This window comes from Streptococcus sp. D2, assembly GCF_006385825.1.
In the GTDB taxonomy this organism is placed as follows: domain Bacteria; phylum Bacillota; class Bacilli; order Lactobacillales; family Streptococcaceae; genus Streptococcus; species Streptococcus shenyangsis.
The window spans coordinates 1-21,529 of record NZ_VFSI01000013.1 but is presented as its reverse complement, the minus strand read 5'-3'; the positions used below and the strand labels follow the sequence as shown (position 1 = coordinate 21,529).

Annotated in this window: 20 protein-coding genes; 4 read left to right on the top strand and 16 right to left on the bottom strand. The window is 41.5% G+C overall.

What is annotated here, in order from left to right; all coding sequences use genetic code 11:
* Positions 1–9: 9 nt before the first annotated feature.
* Entirely contained in the window at positions 10–1,053 is a 1,044-nt protein-coding gene (locus tag FJR73_RS08085) for an SPFH domain-containing protein (RefSeq protein ID WP_140834361.1), read from the bottom strand.
* Positions 1,054–1,341: 288 nt separating this feature from the next.
* Between FJR73_RS08085 and FJR73_RS08080 the strand changes: the two genes are divergently transcribed.
* Positions 1,342–2,271, top strand: coding sequence for a helix-turn-helix transcriptional regulator (locus tag FJR73_RS08080; protein WP_140834359.1), 930 nt, complete (start codon positions 1,342–1,344; stop codon positions 2,269–2,271).
* 50 nt (positions 2,272–2,321) lie between these two features.
* On the opposite strand, the gene FJR73_RS08075 is transcribed toward FJR73_RS08080, so the two are convergent.
* The 3 genes from FJR73_RS08075 to zapA form a co-directional block, all read right to left on the bottom strand.
* Entirely contained in the window at positions 2,322–4,658 is a 2,337-nt protein-coding gene (locus tag FJR73_RS08075; RefSeq protein WP_140834358.1) for an endonuclease MutS2, read from the bottom strand.
* A gap of 218 nt (positions 4,659–4,876) precedes the next feature.
* Positions 4,877–5,425, bottom strand: coding sequence for a CvpA family protein (locus FJR73_RS08070; RefSeq protein ID WP_140834355.1), 549 nt, complete (start codon positions 5,423–5,425; stop codon positions 4,877–4,879).
* Positions 5,422–5,724 carry a cell division protein ZapA gene (gene zapA / locus FJR73_RS08065; RefSeq protein WP_000002019.1) on the bottom strand — a complete coding sequence of 101 codons (303 nt, stop codon included), beginning with the start codon at positions 5,722–5,724 and terminating at the stop codon, positions 5,422–5,424. The genes FJR73_RS08070 and zapA overlap by 4 nt, the downstream gene beginning before the upstream one ends.
* Before the next feature lie 86 nt (positions 5,725–5,810).
* Between zapA and rnhC the strand changes: the two genes are divergently transcribed.
* The 3 genes from rnhC to FJR73_RS08050 all read left to right on the top strand — a co-directional run bounded on the left by rnhC (position 5,811) and on the right by FJR73_RS08050 (position 9,920).
* Entirely contained in the window at positions 5,811–6,692 is an 882-nt protein-coding gene (gene rnhC, locus FJR73_RS08060) for a ribonuclease HIII (protein ID WP_140834353.1), read from the top strand.
* A 3-nt stretch (positions 6,693–6,695) separates the two neighbouring features.
* Positions 6,696–7,310, top strand: coding sequence for a signal peptidase I (gene lepB, locus FJR73_RS08055; protein ID WP_049523793.1), 615 nt, complete (start codon positions 6,696–6,698; stop codon positions 7,308–7,310).
* A 243-nt stretch (positions 7,311–7,553) separates the two neighbouring features.
* A complete protein-coding gene (locus FJR73_RS08050) occupies positions 7,554–9,920 on the top strand; it encodes an ATP-dependent RecD-like DNA helicase (RefSeq protein ID WP_140834351.1) in 2,367 nt (788 codons plus the stop codon).
* A 198-nt stretch (positions 9,921–10,118) separates the two neighbouring features.
* Here the strand turns inward: FJR73_RS08050 and tig are convergent, their stop codons facing one another.
* The 12 genes from tig to FJR73_RS07990 form a co-directional block, all read right to left on the bottom strand.
* Positions 10,119–11,402: a trigger factor gene (gene tig, locus FJR73_RS08045; RefSeq protein ID WP_054435119.1), complete on the bottom strand. Its 1,284-nt coding sequence runs from the start codon at positions 11,400–11,402 to the stop codon at positions 10,119–10,121.
* Positions 11,403–11,494: 92 nt separating this feature from the next.
* Positions 11,495–12,151, bottom strand: coding sequence for a DNA alkylation repair protein (locus FJR73_RS08040; protein WP_140834349.1), 657 nt, complete (start codon positions 12,149–12,151; stop codon positions 11,495–11,497).
* Positions 12,152–12,784 carry a response regulator transcription factor gene (locus tag FJR73_RS08035; RefSeq protein ID WP_140834347.1) on the bottom strand — a complete coding sequence of 211 codons (633 nt, stop codon included), beginning with the start codon at positions 12,782–12,784 and terminating at the stop codon, positions 12,152–12,154.
* A gap of 13 nt (positions 12,785–12,797) precedes the next feature.
* Positions 12,798–13,793, bottom strand: coding sequence for a sensor histidine kinase (locus tag FJR73_RS08030; protein WP_140834346.1), 996 nt, complete (start codon positions 13,791–13,793; stop codon positions 12,798–12,800).
* Positions 13,790–14,488 carry a cell wall-active antibiotics response protein LiaF gene (gene liaF, locus FJR73_RS08025; RefSeq protein WP_140834344.1) on the bottom strand — a complete coding sequence of 233 codons (699 nt, stop codon included), beginning with the start codon at positions 14,486–14,488 and terminating at the stop codon, positions 13,790–13,792. The genes FJR73_RS08030 and liaF overlap by 4 nt, the downstream gene beginning before the upstream one ends.
* A 76-nt stretch (positions 14,489–14,564) precedes the next feature.
* Positions 14,565–15,575 carry a type 2 isopentenyl-diphosphate Delta-isomerase gene (fni, locus tag FJR73_RS08020; RefSeq protein ID WP_140834342.1) on the bottom strand — a complete coding sequence of 337 codons (1,011 nt, stop codon included), beginning with the start codon at positions 15,573–15,575 and terminating at the stop codon, positions 14,565–14,567.
* Positions 15,559–16,566 carry a phosphomevalonate kinase gene (locus tag FJR73_RS08015; protein ID WP_140834340.1) on the bottom strand — a complete coding sequence of 336 codons (1,008 nt, stop codon included), beginning with the start codon at positions 16,564–16,566 and terminating at the stop codon, positions 15,559–15,561. The genes fni and FJR73_RS08015 overlap by 17 nt, the downstream gene beginning before the upstream one ends.
* Positions 16,553–17,506 carry a diphosphomevalonate decarboxylase gene (gene mvaD, locus FJR73_RS08010; RefSeq protein WP_140834338.1) on the bottom strand — a complete coding sequence of 318 codons (954 nt, stop codon included), beginning with the start codon at positions 17,504–17,506 and terminating at the stop codon, positions 16,553–16,555. The genes FJR73_RS08015 and mvaD overlap by 14 nt, the downstream gene beginning before the upstream one ends.
* A complete protein-coding gene (mvk, locus tag FJR73_RS08005; RefSeq protein ID WP_140834336.1) occupies positions 17,488–18,366 on the bottom strand; it encodes a mevalonate kinase in 879 nt (292 codons plus the stop codon). The genes mvaD and mvk overlap by 19 nt, the downstream gene beginning before the upstream one ends.
* Before the next feature lie 121 nt (positions 18,367–18,487).
* Positions 18,488–19,384, bottom strand: coding sequence for a choline-binding protein CbpC (locus FJR73_RS08000; RefSeq protein WP_140834334.1), 897 nt, complete (start codon positions 19,382–19,384; stop codon positions 18,488–18,490).
* A 17-nt stretch (positions 19,385–19,401) separates the two neighbouring features.
* Positions 19,402–20,412: a choline-binding protein CbpJ gene (gene cbpJ, locus FJR73_RS07995; protein WP_140834332.1), complete on the bottom strand. Its 1,011-nt coding sequence runs from the start codon at positions 20,410–20,412 to the stop codon at positions 19,402–19,404.
* A 439-nt stretch (positions 20,413–20,851) separates the two neighbouring features.
* On the bottom strand, positions 20,852–21,529 hold a 678-nt coding region (locus tag FJR73_RS07990; RefSeq protein WP_140834331.1), incomplete at its 5' end, for an LPXTG cell wall anchor domain-containing protein.

Here is a 21,529-nt window from a genome sequence, read left to right as displayed (position 1 = left end):
ATTCTTCTCCTATCTTGCCTGACCACAATTGGAACAGAACTTAGCTCCCTCTAAAAATGCAGTCCCACATTGACTACAAAACTTAGCTAAACCGATTTCTTCATTTGAAACGGATTGATTCTGATTTGGTTGTTTATCTGGTGAAGGCGTATTTCCCATACTTCCCATCAAATTACCAAATTGGGCTCCTAATCCAAGTCCCATAGATATCCCCATACCAGCTCCCATTAGGTTACCTGCAGAGCCTTCATTTTGTGCTGCTTCTTCTAAAACATCAAATTGACGCTCTTCTTGATAAGTGTAACCTTCAATGTCACGACCTGCACGTTTACCTTTGGAAGTCAAAACTCTTTGATGATATTCAAAAATCTCCTTATAACCATGACTATCTTTATTAACCTTCAGAGATTCAATATTGAATTCTTCAACACTAATCCCATATTTAGAAAAATGATTTGATAAAATTTTTGATAATTCCAAAGCTATATCATACGTGTGCTTTTCAATATCAATGACTGCAATCTTATTGTTATAAACCACCTGAGAAACAGCTGAATTGATAATGCCTATAGCAGCTTGTCTAAAGCGTTTTTGAAAGACATCAGCTGTAATCATATCTGGATGGCTTGGCATAAACTCTAAGATAAAAGTTTCTAAATCAACAATTCTCGGAATAAAGTTCCCATACGATTTTAGCTCAACAGGAATTTGACTTTCTGGATCTCTAACCAATATCGGTGACGGTGTCCCCCATCCAATTGGTTGTAAATCGTACATGTTGACAAACCAAAGGAACGAAGAATCTGGTGACACACCCCCACTGACAAAAGATTTTAGTCCAGATAGAAACTGAGTATTGTTTCCATCAATCTTATGTTTACCTTCCTCATAACTTTCAACAGCTCGACCATTTGAGAAAAAAACAGCTCGCTGACCAGGATTAACAATCAAAGTTGTTCCAGGTTTCATATTTTTATTAGGATGTCGCCAAGCTAGTATATTCCTAGTATCTTCTCCTTCATACCGAACAACTTCAAATATATTTAATGCCATAACTACTCCTTTTCATAACAACTTGTTTAGTAACTCTCTATTATTTCGTAGAGGCATTTAACAAATTATAATTATAAGTAATCTCCTTTTATATTTTGTTGTTTACGGTTACAGTATAGCATGCTATTTACCTTATTTACTAAAAGCGTATCTATATTTACCTTTATTGAACAATTACCCCCCCCCCCCCCCCGAAAAAACGTAACTATAATTACTTTTTTCTAAAAATTTCCTTAAAAACTGGTAGAATTATGATAGAATGAAAAAAAGGACTTGAGGAGATTTAGGATGCAAGATGAAAGTGTGTATGGATTAGTCTATAAGGCCATCCGCGAGGAGAGAGGATTTACACAGAAGGAAGCTGCTGGAACTACAGTGACTCCTCACTTTTTACGTCAGTTTGAGCAAGGAAAATCTCGAATAACCATTCAAAAATTTGAAGAGATTCTTTCTAATATTGGAATTGATAAAGAAACCTTTGATAGTCTCAAAACGCAGATGTTCCCAACTGAATTTCATAAATTACAGGCTCAAGTTGCTGATTTGGCCTATAAGCGTGAATTTAAAAAGATTATTAGCTTGATTAATCAGCCCTTAGAAAATCCTGGGATTGCTGAACACTATGTAATTGCCAATCGTGTAGTCAATAAATTTGCTATCGCAAACATCATCGGCGATTCTTTTCTGACTCCAAAAGATTATCAAGAACTAGAATATATCAAGAACTATCTTAGTGAATTGGACGATTGGAATAAAATTGAAGTGAATATCTTTTCATCTATCCTTCCTCACTTTTCAATCGAATTTTTAGACTACAGACTCTACCACTTATTAGATACTCTAAAAAAACAGACTGAATACCATTCAATCCGTACTGCTGACTACTATATTGCCTGCTTAAGAACTGCTATCAAGCATTACTCTGTTAATGGCTACTATGATAAAGCTGAAAATCTAGCGTTGAAGACTCTGGAAGTGATTAATACCTTCCCTCTACTGAGTACCAAGATGACAGAGATGATTGGTCTTTCCATGGAGCGGGCTAATAATTTTCTCAGACAAGATGATGTCAAAGGTCTAGAGCTTGCTAAACATATCTTTGCTAGTCTTGATAACTTTGAACAAATCTATCCAAATCAACTTCTGACTCGAATGAGAGAGGATTTCTTTGTTACTGTCACACAACTCAATCGCACTGGACAACCTTTAGATATCTAATCTAGAAAGCAAAAAAAGCTTGAGGAACTACATATTTCCTCAGGCTTTTCTTATCCTTTAAAAGTCACAATAGTCGCACCACTGCCTCCAGCATTTTGTGGGGCATAGCCGAAACTCTTGACATGCTTGTTTCTTTGTAGGTATTTGGTAACTCCTTCACGGATGACACCTGTTCCGATACCATGGATGATGTCAACTTGAGCCATATTATTAAGCAGGGCTTGGTCAATGAAGGCATCTAGCTCATTCATAGCCTCTTCATAGCGTTTGCCTCGAAGGTCCAGTCTGGCTTGTGGGCCACGACCAGAAGTTCGTTTCACAACATTGACCTGTTTCTTCTTGACTTGCTTTTCTTGCTGAGCTTGAACAAGGTCAAATTCTTTTTCTTCCAAGGTCATCTTGATCAAACCAACTTGGGCTTCCCAGCGACCATCCTTGAGTTGACTGGTCAGGGTACCACGCTGGCCATAACTGAGAACCACGATATCATCTCCCACCTTTGGAGCTCGTTTTTTCTTGGCCTTTTGAAGGACCTTGTTTTTAGACAAGTCCACTTTTTCAGGAGCCAATTTCTTCAGCTTGGCCTTGGCTTCAATGATTTCATGGGGTTTAAGTTGAGATTTACTGTGGAGATTTTTGAGAATCTGGTCACTTTCACTGAGGGCCATGTCTACAATCTCAGCAGCCTGTTCACGCGCCTTGTTAAGCTCGGTTTCCTTTTCACGATTGAGCTCGTTGTAGAGTTTTTTGAGAGCACGGTTCATCTTGAGATTTTCTTGCTCCACCTCACGGATATTATCCAAGCGTTTGCGACTCTCTAGCGTCTGCTCTTCCAGCTGCTCAATAATCCGATTGACATCATTGTCCTGATCGACCTGCTGACTAGCATCCCCTACGATAACTTCAGATAGGCCTAAACGTTTAGCGATTTCGAAGGCATTGCTTCGGCCAGGAACACCCTGCATAAAGCGATAGGTCGGGCGAAGAGTTGCAGTATCAAACTCCATGCTGGCATTTTGCACAAAGGCTGTCTCAATACCGTAGGCCTTGAGTTCTGGATAGTGGGTGGTCGCCATAGTCTTGACTTGACGCAGGCGAAGGTCCTCCAGAATAGCCATGGCAAGAGCGGCTCCCTCTTGGGGATCTGTACCAGCCCCCAACTCATCCAAGAGTAAGAGTGAATGTTGATTGACCTTGCCAAGAATATCCACAATATTGGTCATGTGGCTAGAGAAGGTAGACAAGCTCTGTTCAATAGACTGTTCATCGCCAATATCAGCAAAAATTTCTTCAAAAATACCAACACGACTTCCCTTGTCTGCTAAAATCGGCAAACCAGACTGAGCCATGATCTGCGTCAATCCCAGAGTTTTGAGCATGATGGTCTTACCACCAGTATTGGGACCTGTGATGACAATGGCTGTTAAATCTTGGCCAAAATGGACATCATTTGCGACGGCATTTTTGACCAAAGGATGGCAGACATGTAGCAGTTGAATTTCTTGATTTTCTGACAGCTGAGGTACGACTGCTTGCCTTTCTTGGATAAAGCGGACCTTGGCACGAATCAAGTCCAGATGGCCGATAATCCAAGCATCATTGGCAATCTCAGCCGCATGAGGGCGGATACGCTCAGAAATTTCTTGGAGAATGCGAAGCATTTCATAACGCTCATCTGCTCGCAGACTAGCGATTTCTTCGCTCAGTTTGACCACCTCACGGGGTTCGATATAGACGGTGTTTCCGCTGGCAGAAATATCATGGACGACACCTGCAATCTTATTACGGTAAGTGTTTTTGACAGGTAGAACCTGACGGCCATTTCTGCTGGCAATAATCCCTTCTGTCAACATCTGCGCTTTTTGCTTGAGCAGGTCCTGTAAAACATCGCGTACCTGACTCTCGCTATCATGGATTTTTCGACGGATGCGCGCCAATTCTTCACTGGCAAAATTTTCAATGAAACCTGCATCATTAAAGGCTTGGAGATTTCCTTGTAATTGCGGAAAATCATGTAATTTCTCAAACCAAAGGGCTAATTCTTCCAAGCTGACATTTTCCAGATTGGCATAAAAACTTTGCAGCTCTCGGCTGGCAAGAAGTACGCGCTTCAAGAGGAGGAACTCCTCGATATTGAGGTCCGCCCCCATCTCCAAACGCTTGCAGACTCCTGCGATTTCCTTGGTTGCGAGAATAGTAAAATGCGGTTGCTCGACAAAGAGAGCCTGCATTTCCTTCATCTCAGCAAAAGCCTGTTTGATTTTATCCGCTTTAGCAGTCGGAGTCAGCTGTCTCAATTGCTCCAAGCCCTGCTCGGTCAACAAATGAGGTTCAAACAAGGCCTTGACCTTATTGAACTCTAATGTTTCTAATATTTTCTTGTTCATCGTTATTTCCTTGTCTTTGAATGTCTAGGTGTATGATACTCAATAAAAATCAAAGAGCAAACTAGGAAGCTAGCCGCAGGTTGCTCAAAACAGTGTTTTGAGGTTGCAGATGGAAGCTGACGTGGTTTGAAGAGATTTTCGAAGAGTATTAGATTTTTACATTCTGATAGATTCGAGTCAAATCTGTAAACAAAGGGCTAGGAAAACTCCTGCCCTTTTTATCCGATTAAATTTGTCACCCAGATTTGTTTAAGCCAACTAGTTGTTACTGGTATGCTCTGGATGATATGTTTTGCGACGATACTCTTTTCAAGAGGATTTTGTATAACTGCCATGGGGATAGTCGCCAAGATGGTCAAGGCCATTTGCAAGACAAATAAGGTCACCAACATGGACAAGACACCTGCTGAAACTTGGAACAACTTACCACCCAGTTTTTTACTAGGAAGTAAGTGTAATAGGAGACCAAGCAAACGACCGATACTATAGACAATCCCAAATACAAGCAAGTAACCGATCCCTGCGTAAAAGACCTTATCCAGCTGAAAGAGTTGATCCGATGGGAAAAAGAAAGTTCCCTGACCTTCCTGCGGATTTGCATAAGGAAGTAATAAATGGAACTGCTCTCCAAGTCCCTTATAAAACTGGCCAGCCATAAAAGCCGATGCCATAGCTGAAATCAGGTAATAAATCTGTAAGAGCAGGCCTCTCCGATAGCCGATATAAAATCCCCAAGCCAAGACCAATAGAAGAAGGAGTGAAATCATAAGGAATCCTCAATCTTGCTCTGTTCTTGCTTGCAAGTCACAAGCTTGTGACGGAGTTCTTCTAGCTCTTGTTCCTTATCGTCAAATTCAATCTCACGGCTGAGCTGAGTTGATAAACAGTTGACTGCCAACAAAAGAGCGATTGTTTCATCATCTGCGCTAGGCATTTGTTCTTTAATTGCTTGGTATTTTTCTGTCGCAACCTTGGCGATTTCCTCCATAAAGAGATTATCATGCTCGCTTGTCAAGGTTAATGATTTTTTTCCGAATGTAAATTTGAATCGATTTAGATTTGCCATAAAATTCACCTCACGATATTATACCAAAATTCGCTAACTTTGTCAGTTTTTACAAATTTGCCTGCTTTTATGGTACAATAGAAACTATGGCAAGTATAACACTCACACCAAGTGAAAAGGAGATTCAGGCTTTTCTTGAACACTATCAAACCAGTCTGGCTCCCAGCAAGAATCCCTATATCCGCTACTTTTTGCGACTACCTCAAGCAACAGTTTCTATCTATACTTCTGGAAAGGTCTTGCTTCAGGGTGAAGGGGCTGAGAAATACGCCAGTTTCTTTGGCTATCAAGCTGTAGAGGAAACCAGGGGACAAAATCTTCCTTTAATTGGGACAGATGAGGTGGGAAATGGTTCCTACTTTGGTGGGCTTGCAGTTGTGGCTTCCTTTGTCACACCTGACCAGCATGACTTCTTGCGAAAACTCGGTGTGGGAGATTCTAAAACTCTGACCGACCAAAAGATTCGTCAGATTGCCCCTATTCTCAAGGAAAAAATCCAGCACCAGGCCCTGCTTCTCTCACCAAGCAAGTACAACGAGGTCATCGGAGAACGCTACAATGCTGTTTCTGTTAAGGTAGCCCTCCATAACCAGGCTATCTATCTCCTCCTTCAAAAAGGACTTCAGCCTGAGAAAATTGTGATTGATGCCTTTACCAGTGCTAAAAATTATGACAAGTACTTGGCACAAGAGGCCAATCGTTTCAGCAATCCTATCAGCTTAGAAGAAAAGGCTGAGGGCAAATACTTGGCTGTCGCAGTTTCTTCTATCATTGCGCGTGACCTCTTTCTGGAAAATCTTGAAAATCTGGGACGAGAACTGGGCTATCAACTTCCAAGTGGAGCTGGAACTGCTTCTGATAAGGTAGCTAGCCAGATTTTGCAAGCCTATGGCATGAAGGGACTCAATTTCTGCGCCAAGCTACACTTTAAAAATACTGAAAAAGCGAAAAAACGCTTAGAAAGGTAAATTATGAATTCATTTAAACATTTCCTAAAAGAGTGGGGATTATTCCTCCTAATTCTGTCATTACTAGCCTTAAGCCGTATCTTTTTTTGGAGCAATGTCCGCGTAGAAGGACATTCCATGGATCCGACCCTAGCGGACGGTGAAATTCTCTTTGTTGTCAAACACCTCCCTATTGACCGTTTTGATATCGTGGTGGCCCATGAGGAAGATGGCAATAAGGACATCGTCAAGCGCGTGATTGGAATGCCTGGCGATACCATCCGTTACGAAAATGATAAACTTTACATCAATGATAAAGAGACGGACGAACCTTACCTAGCAGACTACATCAAACGTTTCAAGGATGACAAACTCCAAAGCACTTACTCAGGCAAGGGATTTGAAGGAAATAAAGGCACTTTCTTTAGAAGTATCGCTCAAAAAGCCCAAGCCTTCACAGTCGATGTCAACTACAATACTAACTTTAGCTTTACTGTCCCAGAAGGAGAATACCTTCTCCTCGGAGATGACCGCTTGGTTTCTAGCGACAGCCGCCATGTAGGTACTTTTAAAGCAAAAGATATCACAGGGGAAGCTAAATTCCGCTTCTGGCCAATCACCCGTATCGGAACATTTTAAGAGACCTAAGAGGCCGAGAATCAAGAATCTCAGCCTCTTCTTCTATCGTGAGAATATGATTATTCACTATCCAGTTTGATTAAGATAGAAACAAAGTTATACTCAATGAAAATCAAAGAGCAAACTAGGAAGCTAGCCGCAGGCTGCTCAAAATACTGTTTTGAGGTTGCAAATGGAAGCTGACGTGGTTTGAAGAGATTTTCGAAGAGTATTAACTCTCACCTATTTATGCAAAGGAATCTTATGGAAGTTTATTTTTCAGGAACCATTGAACGGATTATTTTTGAAAATCCCAGCAATTTTTATCGCATCCTCCTCCTAGAAATCGAAGATACGGACGCAGAGGATTTTAATGATTTTGAAATCATTGTCACGGGCACCATGGCTGACGTGATCGAGGGAGAAGACTATACTTTTTGGGGGCAAATTGTCCAGCACTCCAAGTATGGGGAGCAACTGCAAATCAGCCGATATGAACGCGCAAAACCAACTAGCAAGGGCTTGGTCAAGTACTTTTCAAGTAGCCATTTCAAGGGGATTGGTCTCAAGACAGCTCAGAAAATTGTGGATACATATGGCGACAATACCATTGACGAAATTTTGCAACACCCAGAAAAGCTAGAAGGCATCTCAGGACTCTCTGCCAAAAATCGTGAGGCTTTCGTTTCCACCCTTCGTCTCAACTACGGAACAGAGATGGTTTTGGCCAAACTTGCCAACTACGGCATTCCCAACAAACTAGCCTTCCAGATTCAAGACTTTTACAAGGAAGAAACCCTTGATGTGGTTGAAAACTATCCCTACCAGTTGGTTGAGGATATCAAGGGTTTAGGCTTTACCATTGCTGACCAACTAGCAGAGGAACTAGGTATCGAAAGTCAGGCTCCAGAACGCTTCCGCGCCGGTCTAGTACATAGTCTTTTTCAGACCTGTATGGAAACAGGGGACACCTATGTTGAAGCACGGGATTTGCTGGAACAAACCCTTACTCTCCTTGAATCTTCTCGCCCCGTGGAACTGGACCCCAGCCAAGTGGCCCAAGAACTCTCCTACCTGATTGAAGAAGACAAGGTTCAGCAGATTGATACCAAAATTTTTGACAACAGCCTCTTTTTCGCCGAGGAAGGCATCCGCAGTCACTTGGTTCGTATCCTTGAAAAAGGAAAACAGAAGAGTCATGATTTAGAAACCATTCAAAAACATATCGCTACTGTCGAGGAAGAGCTGGGAATTGAGTATGATAATATTCAAAAACAGGCTATCTGTGATGCTATCCAGAACAAGGTCTTTATCCTGACAGGTGGACCTGGTACTGGTAAGACAACTGTTATCAATGGGATCATCGCTGTTTACGCCCTGTTAGAGGGACTTGACCTCAGGAAGAAAAGCAACTTGCCGATTCTTCTTGCTGCTCCAACTGGACGAGCTGCTCGACGCATGAATGAATTAACAGGCTTGCCTAGCGCGACCATACACCGTCATTTAGGAATGACAGGTGACGATGATACCAGTCATCTGGAAGATTATCTGGATGCTGACTTTATCATCGTAGATGAATTTTCCATGGTAGATACTTGGCTGGCCAATCAACTCTTCTCCAACATCTCTTCTAACAGCAAGATCCTTATCGTGGGTGACAGCGACCAGCTCCCGTCTGTCAGTCCCGGACAGGTTCTAGCGGATCTACTCCATATTCCCTTAATTCCTCAGACTCGCTTGGAAAAAATTTACCGGCAAAGCGAAGAATCAACCATCGTCACCCTAGCTAGTCAAATTCGACAGGGCATCTTGCCAGCTGATTTTACCCAGAAAAAAGCTGACCGTTCCTACTTTGAAATTGCTAGCGGACATATTCCTGCTACCATTGAAAAAATCTTAGGGGCTGCCCTCAGAAGTGGTATCCCTGCCCGTGATATCCAAGTTCTGGCTCCCATGTACCGAGGAACAGCAGGGATTGATGCCATCAACCAGCTCATGCAAGACCTGCTCAACCCACCACAAAAAGATCAACTCAGTTTTGAAGCTCCCCAGTGCCACTATCGTAAAGGAGACAAGGTCATTCATTTGGTCAACGATGCTGAAATCAATGTTTTTAATGGGGATTTGGGAACCATAACAGACCTGATTCCTGGTAAATACACCGAGTCGAAGCAAGACGAGATTGTCATTGATTTTGATGGCAATGAGGTCTCTTACCCACGTAACGAATGGTACAAGATTCGCTTGGCCTATGCCATGAGTATCCATAAATCACAAGGAAGTGAGTTCCCTGTTGTCATCCTGCCTATCACTAGTGCTAGTAGGCGTATGCTGGAGCGCAATCTCATCTACACAGCCATTACACGCGCCAAAAGCAAGCTTATCTTACTAGGCGAATTACAGGCCTTTGATTATGCAACCCAACACATCGGAACTGCCCGAAAAACCTATCTGATTGAACGTTTCAGTGACCTACTAGATAATGTTGAAGAAAAGCAACCAGCTGTCTCTGAAACAGCCACATCAAGCGCCTCTGAAGAATCCTACATCCTGACCGAAGAAAACTGGGACAGCATCCCCGCCATGATTGGGATTACAGACGCAGACCTCAAAGAGATTTTTGGAAAATAGTGTATAAGAAAACCCACCTAATCAGGTGGGCTTTTTGTTTATTAATACTCAATGAAAATCAAAGAGCAAACTAGGAAGATAGCCACAGGTTGCTCAAAGCACTGCTTTGAGGTTGTAGATAGAACTGACGAAGTCAGTAACATATATACGGTAAGGCGACGCTGACGTAGTTTGAAGAGATTTTCGAAGAGTATAAGATTATTTAACTGTTGCTGTGCTTGTAATCAATTCAACAGCTTTTTTGATTGTGATATCGTGTTTCAACATATCAGCTGAAAGCAAGCTTTGTACTTGTGCAACTTCCATGTTGTAATCTGCAGCCAATTGCTCGATTTCTTTTTGGATTTCTTCTTCTGAAGCGTCAAATCCTTCAGCTTTGGCAACTGCTTCGATAACAAGGTTAGTCTTAGTACGTGACTCAGCTTCTGCTTGGTATTGATTGTGAAGGTCTTCTTGAGTAGTTCCAGTGATTTGGAAGTACATGTCAGGGTTGATACCTTGACGTTGCAAGTTTCCAAGGAATTCGTTTACTGAGCGGTGAACTTCTTCGTGAATCATTTCTTCTGGAAGTTCTACGATTTCAGCGTTTTCTACAGCTTTATCAATTGCTGCACCTTCAACTGCATCTTTGTAAGCTTCTTCTTTAGCAGCAGCCAATTCGTTGCGGTATTTTTCTTTCAATTCAGCAAGTGTTTCAACTTCTTCGTCGATGTCTTTTGCAAGCTCATCGTCAAGAGCTGGAACTTCTTTAGCTTTTACTTCGTGGATAGTTGTTACGAATTTAGCTTCTTTACCTGCAAGATCTTCTGCTTGGTAGTCTTCTGGGAATGTTACGATAACATCAACAGTTTCGCCAGCTGAGTGACCTACCAATTGGTCTTCGAAACCAGGGATGAATTGACCTGAACCAAGTCCAAGTGAGAAGTTTTCACCTTTTCCGCCATCAAATTCAACACCGTCGATAGAACCAACGAAGTCGATGACAACAGTGTCACCGTTTTCAGCCGCAGCTTCTTTGATAACCAATTCAGCCAAGTTATTGCGTTCGCGTTCGATACGCTCTTCAACGTCAGCGTCAGTTACTTCTTTTTCTACATCAACTGATACTTCAAGGTTTTTGTAGTCACCCAATTTTACTTCAGGTTTTGTAACAACTTCAGCAGTGATAACCCAGTCTTGACCTTTTTCCATTGAAGTTACGTCAATTTTTGGTTGAGCAACCACTTCAAGACCAGCTTCTTTTACAGCTGCTTCATAAGCATTTGGCAAAAGAGCGTTCATAACGTCTTGGTAAAGTGACTCTTCACCAAATTTTTTGTCGAAGATAGGACGTGGAAGGTGACCTTTACGGAAACCTGGAACATTAAGAGATTTCTTCACTGAGTTGAAGACACGATCCAATTCTGGTTTGATTTGGTCTTGAGAGATAGTGAAAGTCAAGACACCACGGTTTGTTTCTTTGTTTTCAAATGATACAGACATTCTGTCATTTCTCCTTAAAATTTTTTAAATACAGTCTATTATAACATAAATGGGCGACTGTTTTCAAGTAATGAACGCGCTTTTCAATCACTCTAGAGGTACTTGCTCGCTTCTTTGATACTAAGGTCAGCCATTCTTTCCTTGTTTTTCTCAATGAAGCCTGCTACCCAAGTTGGATTGGTTTTGGAGTAGTCTCTTAGAGCCCAGCCAATGGCTTTATTGAGAAAGAATTCTGTTTGGTTCAAATTATGAAGCAGAATCTTTTCCATTAATTGAACATTGGTCTTCTCTTTTCTTAACAACTGGTGGTCAATAGCGACCCGTCTCAGCCAGATATTATCTGATAGGCTCCATTTTAAGATTATTTCTTCTAGTTCAGGGTGGTCATACACCAAACTCCCTACTACTCGATCTAGGATATCCACCGTATCCCACCAAGATTTGGTAACAACCAACTGCTCTAGCTTAGGCAAATCGCTGTCCTTTAGATAAGACTGCATAGCTTTCAAATAATTGGCCGCCACATACTGGTATTCTCTAAACTCTTTTTCCCAGCAAGTATCTACAAAATTCCAGTCGATAATCTTTGTTTTTTTCGCTTTTGGAAAGTATTTTTTATAGAGTGCATTTCTTTCAGGAGCCGCAATACCTAGGAAGAAAAATTGATGGCGCATATAGGATTCCATGGGCCCTGCCTTTTTTGAATTTTTTGCTGCTTCTAGCTCAACAAGTAAATCTGTTAGACTCATCTAAAACTCCTCATGCCCTACCAAATGATGCTGAAAGGCATAGACTGCAGCCTGGGTGCGATCACTGACCTCAAGCTTGGCTAGGATATTGGACACGTGGGTCTTGACCGTCTTGAGAGAGATAAAAAGTTCGTCTGCGATACGCTGATTTTCGTAGCCCTTGGCGATGAGTTGAAGAACATCTCGCTCACGCGCAGTCAAGTCCTCATGTAGTTCTATGTGATTGCGGTGGTATTCGACCTTCTTGCTGACCTCTTGCTCAATAGCCAACTCGCCAACAGCCACCTTACGGACGGCATGAAGTAATTCGTCAGCACTAGAAGTCTTAAGCATATAACCTTTAGCCCCAGCATTCAATACTGGCATGATTTTTTCATTGTCCAAATAAGAGCTCACAATCAAAATCTTGGCTTCAGGCCATTCTTTGAGGATAGCCAAGGTCGCATCAATCCCATTCATTTCAGGCATGACAATATCCATGACAATGACATCCGGACGCAGTTCCAAGGCCAAGTCAATACCTTGAGACCCGTTGGACGCCTCACCCACAACTTCTACATCGTCTTGGAGATTAAAGTAGCTTTTCAAGCCCAATCGGACCATTTCATGGTCATCTACTAGTAAAATTTTCATCTTTCCTCCTTTATCATTCCTTATCGAGCAGGGGAATACGGATATCAACCGCCAGCCCTTGCTTGGGAGCTGTTAATAACTGAACCGTCCCTGCCATATCTTCAACCCGCTCCTTGATATTGCGTAGTCCATAACTCAAGTCGTCTAAACTCCCCAGTTGGAACCCAATCCCATTGTCCACCACCTTCAGTTGCAATTCAAAATCTGTCTGATAGAGATAGACGTCCAGACAAGATGCCTGGGCATGTCGTAGGGTATTGCTGATTAACTCTTGCAGGATACGGAAGATATGTTCCTCGATTTTCTTAGGCAATTTCGTCACATTTTGCTTGAGACTAACCTTAAGATCACTCTTGTCCTCAAGCTCTTTTAAGAGGATTTGGATTCCCTCAACCAGACTCTTCTGCTCCAACTCAACCGGCCGCAAATGCAAGAGCAAGACCCGCAAATCCTTCTGGGCTGTTTCTAAAATAGCTGTGACACTCTGCAACTGGGTCTGCATCTTTTCTCTATCCAATTTCAAAGCCTGCTGACTGATACCTGACAAAATCATGTGGGCTGCAAACAACTCCTGACTGACTGTATCGTGCAAATCCCGAGCAATCCGCTTCCGTTCCTTCTCGATAATTTCCTCTTCCTGAGCAAGACTGTGATTTTCAGCCTTTTGAAGAGCTTCTGTCAAAAGGTTAAGTTTACCTGACAAGGACTTGAAACTGGCATCCAAATCTGGATCTGCAAGCTGAACCACTTCTTGCCCTGCCAATAAACGCTTGAGATTAGCCTGCATTTTTCTTAGAGAAAGCTCTTCAATACCTCGCCAAAATAAGGCTAAGAGACAGGTCATGGACATGCTGAATACCAGCAACAAAAAGACAAATTTTTCTATTTTTTCGACATCGTGCAGGAAAATAGACCAGTCAAAATCAAGAATTTCCAATAAGCTGTGAGAGAAAAATAAGACAAACAGAAAGGAGGTAATGGCAATGATTACATAGGCTTGTTTTTTCATCCTCTAACCACCTCAACATCTCCAATCATAGTGGTCAAGAAAATCTTGACACTCTTGTTACTCTTAAGGTAGTCTCTTGTTTCTTGATGATAGTGTTCATTTCGGAGGGCTCGCTTGGGCTGATTGAAAAAAGTCAAATCACCATAGAGACAGTTAACGCTGAGACTGACTTCCACATCTACAGGTACGATGATTTTGGTCGTTCCTACCATCTTTCTGAGGATAATGACATTGTCATGATTGGTTAGGATGACCCTCTCCAGATGAATAGTATCCTTGCCCATGAGACGAAAGAGATTGATATCATCAAACTGGCAAGTCTGGTAGCTTGAAAAATGATGGAGATTTCCAAACCAACGATTTTTCTCCTTCTTAACCATCACCACCTCTTCAAAAACCAAATTTGTCTGCTCTTTTTCCTGGTTCATCATCGGATAAAGAAGAAAGAGGCTATAGATGACTGCAACAAAAATAGCTAGAATCACAAAAGGATTGAGCATGACGATGAAAAAGAAGAGAATGGTTGCCACCACTAAAAGAAGATTATTGCCCTCTTTACCAGTGTAATAGCGAATTAAAAGCAAAAAGAGGAATAAAATCAGCAGAAAACGCGAAAAATGCTCTGATACCATCAAAATCAGAGCTCCTGTCAACAGACAGGTTTCGATAAATAAAAAGATTTTAAATTTTCTCATAGGTGCATCCTCTCCTTCTATTTTATCACAATTCAAAAAAGTCACCTCGGTCTGAAGATGGAAAAAAAGGCGGTGGTTACGCCTTTTTCATCTGATCCTTTGCTTCTTTTAATTTTCCATAAAGAAGATAGTCTACTTTTTGCAGATCTGCTATGGTTGTACAATTAAGGGCACACATGATGAGTCGTAAATCATCTTTCCAGCCTTGGACAATATCAATCACTTCTTCGACTGAATAGGTTTCAATCAATTCCAGAATTGTTCGAGACAGTCCTACAGCCTTAGCCCCAAAGACCAAGCACTTAATCATATCCAGCGGATTGCGAACACCTCCACTAACCAAGAGTTCAACCTTGTCTTTCCAGCCTTGGGCATTGAGAAGGGCTTGCATGGTAGACTGACCCCATTGATTGAGGTAATCACGCTGGCCACTGCGACGGTTTTCGATATAGGCAAAGCTGGTACCACCACGACCTGATAGATCGACGGTACGAACACCTAGTTCATAGGCTCTCTCGATTGTATTGGTATCCATTCCAAAGCCCACTTCCTTTAGGACAATAGGAACAGGAATTTGCTTGCTATAATCTGCTAGATGCAATTGCCAGCTTCTGAACCTTCTTTCTCCCTCAGGCATAAGCAATTCCTGCATGACATTGACATGCACTTGCAAGAGAACAGGATGCATCTCTTCTACAGTCTGAAGGCCTAACTCGACAGGCTTGTCTAATCCAATATTGGTTCCAAGAAGGAGATTTGGATGATCATACTTGACAGAAAAAGAGGCATCTGCTGGATCTTTGAGGGCTGCGCTATAAGAACCCGTTACAAATAAAATACCACAGGCTTCCGCCACCTGAGCCAGCTTTTGATTGATTTCTCTTCCCTTATCGCTTCCACCCGTCATAGCATTGATATAAAAAGGAAAATCCCATTTTCGACCAGCAAATTCTGTCGAAAGATCGATTTCATCCAGGTCATAGAGTGGTAGCGAAGAATGTATTAACTCGACCTCATCAAAGCTATTATAGGAACTTTTCTGCTCAAGGGCATAGCGGATGTGCTCGTCCTTACGATTTGTCGTCATGTCCTATCCTTTCTTGGTATAAGAGCTCAATCCCCAGATCGGCCCAGCGATTTTTTAAGGTTTCAGTTGAGTGCGCATCAAAACTCAAGGCAATACCACAGTCACCACCACCAGCGCCACTACTCTTGGCAACAGCCTGCAAATTTTGACTGGCTTCTTTTAGTTGTCTAAGCGAAGGCGTGTAAATATCTACGCTCAAGCCTTCTAAGAGCTTGCTGGCTACTTCTACTTGCTCGATAATTTTTTCTGATTCCCCATGCTCCAAGGCTTCTACCAAAGCAGCCACCGTTTCTTTTGAGGAATTTAAAAAATTCTGATTGATATTTTGCTTGATTTGCTGGACCATGTGACTCGATACAGCCACTTCCTTGGTCCATCCCACTAGAAAATCACATTCTAGGGCTGGTTGCACTTGTGAAATTGAAAATCCCCAATCACGCTCTAAAACTGTCGACAAATTTTCTTCTTCCAACCAAGCAGCCACCTTTTGGCGATCAAATGACTGGTAGAGAACCAAATCCTCTGCCACAATACAGGCAAGGTCTCCCATAGAACCATTGTCTCCGCGCTTGAGCAAGACCGCGCTAGCCAGCTTGAACAAGAGCTCCTGATCAACCGAAAGATTATATAGAGCTAGCAGAGCCTTGATGACCAAAACAACGACGCTACCGCTAGAACCCAGACCAAACTTTTTCCCTTCTCGTTCCATTTTTCCACGAATTTCTAGAGAAAAAGGTCTTAAAGTTTGACCTCGATAAGTCAGGAAATCTTCCACTAAAGCAATCGTTTCTTGAATCAAGCTATAGTCAGAATTTGGTGTCAAATCCACTGCAAAATCAAACATATCTGAGTAGATACGGTAACTATCAGAAAAATCAATCTCCCCCTTCATATAGATGGGGATGGCCTTTATCAAAGATAACTGCCCTGGCTCTAAAATAGCATATTCACCTGCCCAATAGAGTTTTCCGCAAGTTTTAACAGCAATCATCTTGGCTCAAATCCTTTGTTTTTGACACAATCAAGCGATAACGCTGACTGAAGATTTCTGATAAATGCTCCAAGTCTTTCTCTTGACAGAGGACTTTGACATTGGGACCAGCATCCATAGTAAAGTAGCAGGCTTCCCCTTGCTCACGGAGCTGGCGGACAAAGTCCATGGCCTCATAAGAGGCATCCGTCAGATAAGAAAAGGCTGGTGATGCTGTTTTGGTCGTAGCATGCATAGCCAGGGCATTTTTCTCCGTTAACTCCCCAACCTTGGCAAAGTCATTTTCCTTGAGATAAACCAGCATATCCTGATAGTCTTTCTCAGACTGACGGACCCAGTCATCAAAGGTCGTCGATGTTTCCACACAAAGTTTCATCCCATCACGACTAGAGATTGGTTTTTTCTTGTCCTCTAGCACCAACATAATCATAGCTAGTTTCAAGTCTGTCTCTACAGGATAAATTTCCCCACTATCCTTATCCCAGGCACCGAGTGGTCCATAAAAACTCCGAGAGGATGATCCTGAGGCAAACTTAGCCTCCTGTGCCAACTGACTTCTATCCAATCCAAGCTTGAAATAAGCATTACAAGCTTTGACCAGGGCGGACAAACCACTAGAACTTGAGGACAGACCCGCCGCGGTAGGCATATTGTTTTGAGTCTCGATACGAACAAAGCCTTCACCCTCTGGACGGTAACGATCAATAATCTTACTCATCTTGGCATGCTCCGCCTTATTTTGTAACTGGCCATTGATATAAAATGCATCAGCCGTCGCATCCGTCGGTAAAGGCGACAAGGTCGTCTCCGTGTACATATTTTCCAAAGTCAGAGAGATACTACTAGTAGCAGGCACCATCTCTTTTTCTTTTTTCTTTCCCCAATATTTGATAATAGCAATATTTGCGTAGGAACGTACTGTTACAGGCTCTCTATCCATGTCTGAACAGCTCCTTTCTCTTCTAATCTTTCTGCTAGTTCTTGAGCTTGTGTTAAATCGGCTGCCAAGGCTATGATACAGCCACCTAGCCCACCACCGCTCATCTTGGCACCTAGAGCACCATGGCTAAGAGCCGTTTCAACCAAAGAATCTGACTCAGGACTACTGACACCAATTTCTTTTAAATGTAAATGCGCTTGACTAAGGATTTGTCCCAATCCTTCAGTATCTTTTTGTGAAATCGCATCCTCTGCCTGCTGGGTCAATTCTCCCAAGGCATGCAAAAACGGTAGGGCATCCTTGCCCTTGTTTTGAACCACTTGAATAGCTTCACGAGTATGACCATAAACGCCCGTATCGGCAATTACCAAATAGGCAGATAAATCCATCTCAAGCTCTGTAAATCCTACGTTCTTGATAAAGCGAATAGGCTGGTCACTGAGACAGGTCTTAGCATCCAAACCACTTGGATTCATATGGGCAATCATCTCAGCCCGATTGACCAAGATTTCTAGTACATCATGAGGCAGATCAGCACCATAATAGTCAAATACCGCACGAATGGCCGCTATGCTGATAGCCGCTGACGAACCCATTCCCCGTTTTTCAGGGATAGCCGAGTCAATCTCACAGCGAATGCAGGCTTCTGTGATATCCAAATACTCTAGCGAAGCATAAACTGCCATGGACAAGGTATCCTCCTCATAGAGGCGCCAAGGACTTTCAGCAGGAACCACCTTACAAGTCACCTCCACCTCCAAAAGAGGTAAGGAAATAGCAGGATAACCATAAACGACCGCATGCTCCCCTATTAAAATAATCTTACTATGCGCCTGACCGACACCAAGTTTTTTTGTCATATTTTCCTTTTACTAGACGAATAAGCCGTCCCATTTTTCATACAAGTATTTATTCTTTCCTATCTATTTTATTATATTTTCACAAAAAAAGCGATTGTTTCCTTTACAATCGCTTCTTTCATTATTGAATCCATTCGCCATTATAATTGACAGAATAGCCATCTACGGTCGTATTCACTGCCAAAGCACCTGAGCTATAAGCATAGTACCATTTGCCATTGACCTGGAACCAACCAGTCTTCATATCTCCATTACTTGCATTTAGGTAGTACCAAGTTGAACCATCTTTATACCAACCAATTGCCATAGCTCCTGATGAACGGAGGTAGTACCACTTGTTACCAAGATATTGCCAACCAGTTTGCATAATGCCAGTTTCTGGGTCTAGGTAATACCACGGAGCAGGTTTGCTTCTATCAATGCCAAAAGTAACATGGAAATCTTGAGTCCAACCCTTAGCAACTTCACCAATTGGTAGTGGATTGTAAGAATCATCGCCAAAATTTCCTAGCTTATTTAAATAATACCAATTGCCGTCTTCATAAGTCCAACCTGTCTTTACAGCATAATGATTATCAAAATAATAAGTTCTCTTTTCAGCAGATAAAGGATATTGTTCACCGTATACTTTTCCTGTATTTTCAGACGTTTTTGCCTCTAGTACTTGTTTATCTGTTTGTTCTAGCAAAGCTCCATCTGAGCTAAAATAATACCATTTTTGTTGGAGTCCAATTTCATTAATTGGTTGGTTATCTAATAAATTATCACGATAACCTGTTCCAGGAATTTCTAAGTATTGCCATCCAACTACCATTTCTCCTTTATCACCAAAATAGTAAGTTTTACCGTCTATTTTATGCCAATAGATTGCTTTATGATCATCTTTTACATAATATTTTCTATTATCCTTATCAACAAATTGGCCACCTGTGGTATCCGCAAATACAGTATTAGTAGCTAGCAAACCAAAGAAAAATGCTGTTAGTCCAACTTGCATAGTTTTTTTTAAAAGTTTCATTTATATGTCCTCCAATATTAAATCCACTCACCAGATGAAGCAAAGTTATAAACTTTACCATCGATAGTTTGACTACCTGTAACCATTGCTCCATTTGAATTGAGATAATACCAGTTTCCATTTACTTTTGTCCAACCTGTCTTCATATCTCCATTACTTGCATTTAGGTAGTACCAAGTTGAACCATCTTTCACCCAACCAGTTGCCATGGCTCCTGATGAACGGAGATAGTACCACTTGTTACCAAGATATTGCCAGCCTGTTTTCATATCGCCATTTTCAGCATCTAAATAGTACCAAGTTGAGCCTTCCTGATACCAGCCAGTTGTCATAGCTCCTGATGAACGGAGGTAGTACCACTTATTGCCAAGTTGTTCCCAACCAGTTTGCATGATACCAGTTTCTGGATCTAGATAGTACCAAGCTGAACCATCGTTTATCCAACCTGCACGTCTTTCACCACCAATATAGTTTTCTCCATTAATTTCTGTTTTAGCTAGATAATACCAATTAGACTGGTCATAAAGCCAACCTGTCTCTAAAGAATGATTTTGATTAAAGTAATAGTTCGTGTAAAAACTCTTCTCTTCTTTATCTTCCGGATTTGTACGTTTTTCACCATACTTTCTTCCAACGCTGTCTTTAGTTTTAACCTCTAATGCTTCCCAACCAACAAACTCTTGTAGCACTCCATTTTTGTCAAAGTAGTACCATTCTGGCATTGGGGAACCTTCTAATCTTATACCATTAGGGTAAGGACCAATTGTACTACCTTTAGATGGAAACGGAATATATTGCCAGCCGACCACCATCTCTCCAGATAAAGGATCAAAATAATAATACTTCCCATCAATCACTCGCCAGTAGGTTTCTTTGAGTTCCCCCTTCTTGTAGTAGGTTCTACCATTTTCTTGGACAAATTGCCAACCTTCTGAATCAGCATCATCCGCCGATACTGCACTTGTCGCTAGCAAACCGAAGAAAAAGACTGCCAATGCAATTTGCATCAATTTTTTTATTATTTTCATTAGACGTATCCTCCTGCAAGAATTATAGTAAAAATTAAATTGTATGTCAATATGACGGCCTTAAAATCATATAATAACGAAACATATTAAAAATTGAAACAGTAGTAGTACACTTTGGCTTTGAAAATATTTTTAGAAATTATAGTATATTGAAACTATAATAGTACACCATGACTCCTAAAATATATCATATTGAATCTAGAATACTACATTGTGCATACTAAAATATTCCTAGAAATTAATTTGAATTTCCTAATCTATTTCTTCACATCTTATTTCACTCCACTATATTATGACGCGCTTACAGTCAGCCTTCAACTTCCTGAAATGCAAAAATCCCCTAGCAGACTTTCCTGCTAGGGGATTTTCTTATGAGAGGTACTTATTTAAGCTTTGAAAATCGGACTTATCATCTGATAATTATCAAATAATCTACCAATTAAGCTTCTTCGTCTTCTTTACGACGACGGCCTGCAAGACCAAGACCAAGTAATGCACTTGCGGCTGCTGCTACCATAGCTACAGTAGAATCTGCTGTACCAGTATTTGGCAACTCTTTCGCTCCTGCTTTCTTAGCTGGTGTTGTTGCATGTGAACCTTGTTCAGCAGATGTAACTGCTTTATCAGCTGGTGCTACTGCATGTGAACCTTGTTCAGCAGATGTAACTGCTTTATCAGCTGGGATTACTGCTGTTGTACCATCTGGGAAGGTTACTGTTGTTGTACCATCTTTACCTACTTTAACATCTGTTGCTGTTGGGTTTGATTTCTTAACTGCTTCTGCTACTTTAGCTTTTTCAGCGTCTGTCAAGTTGCTTGGATCTGTAACTTGTGTTACTGATGGATCTTTAACACCATCTGCATCCTTAGACTTATCATCTGCTTTATTAGCTGGGATTACTGCTGTTGTACCATCTTTACCTACGTTAACATCTGTTGCTGTTGGATTAGATTTCTTAACTGCCTTATCTGCTGGGATTACTACTGTTGTGCCATCTGGGTAAGTAACAGTTGTTGTGCCATCTTTGCCAACTTTAACATCTGTTACTGTTGGGTTTGATTTCTTAACTTCGTCTGCTACCTTAGCTTTTTCTGCTTCAGTCAAGTTGCTTGGATC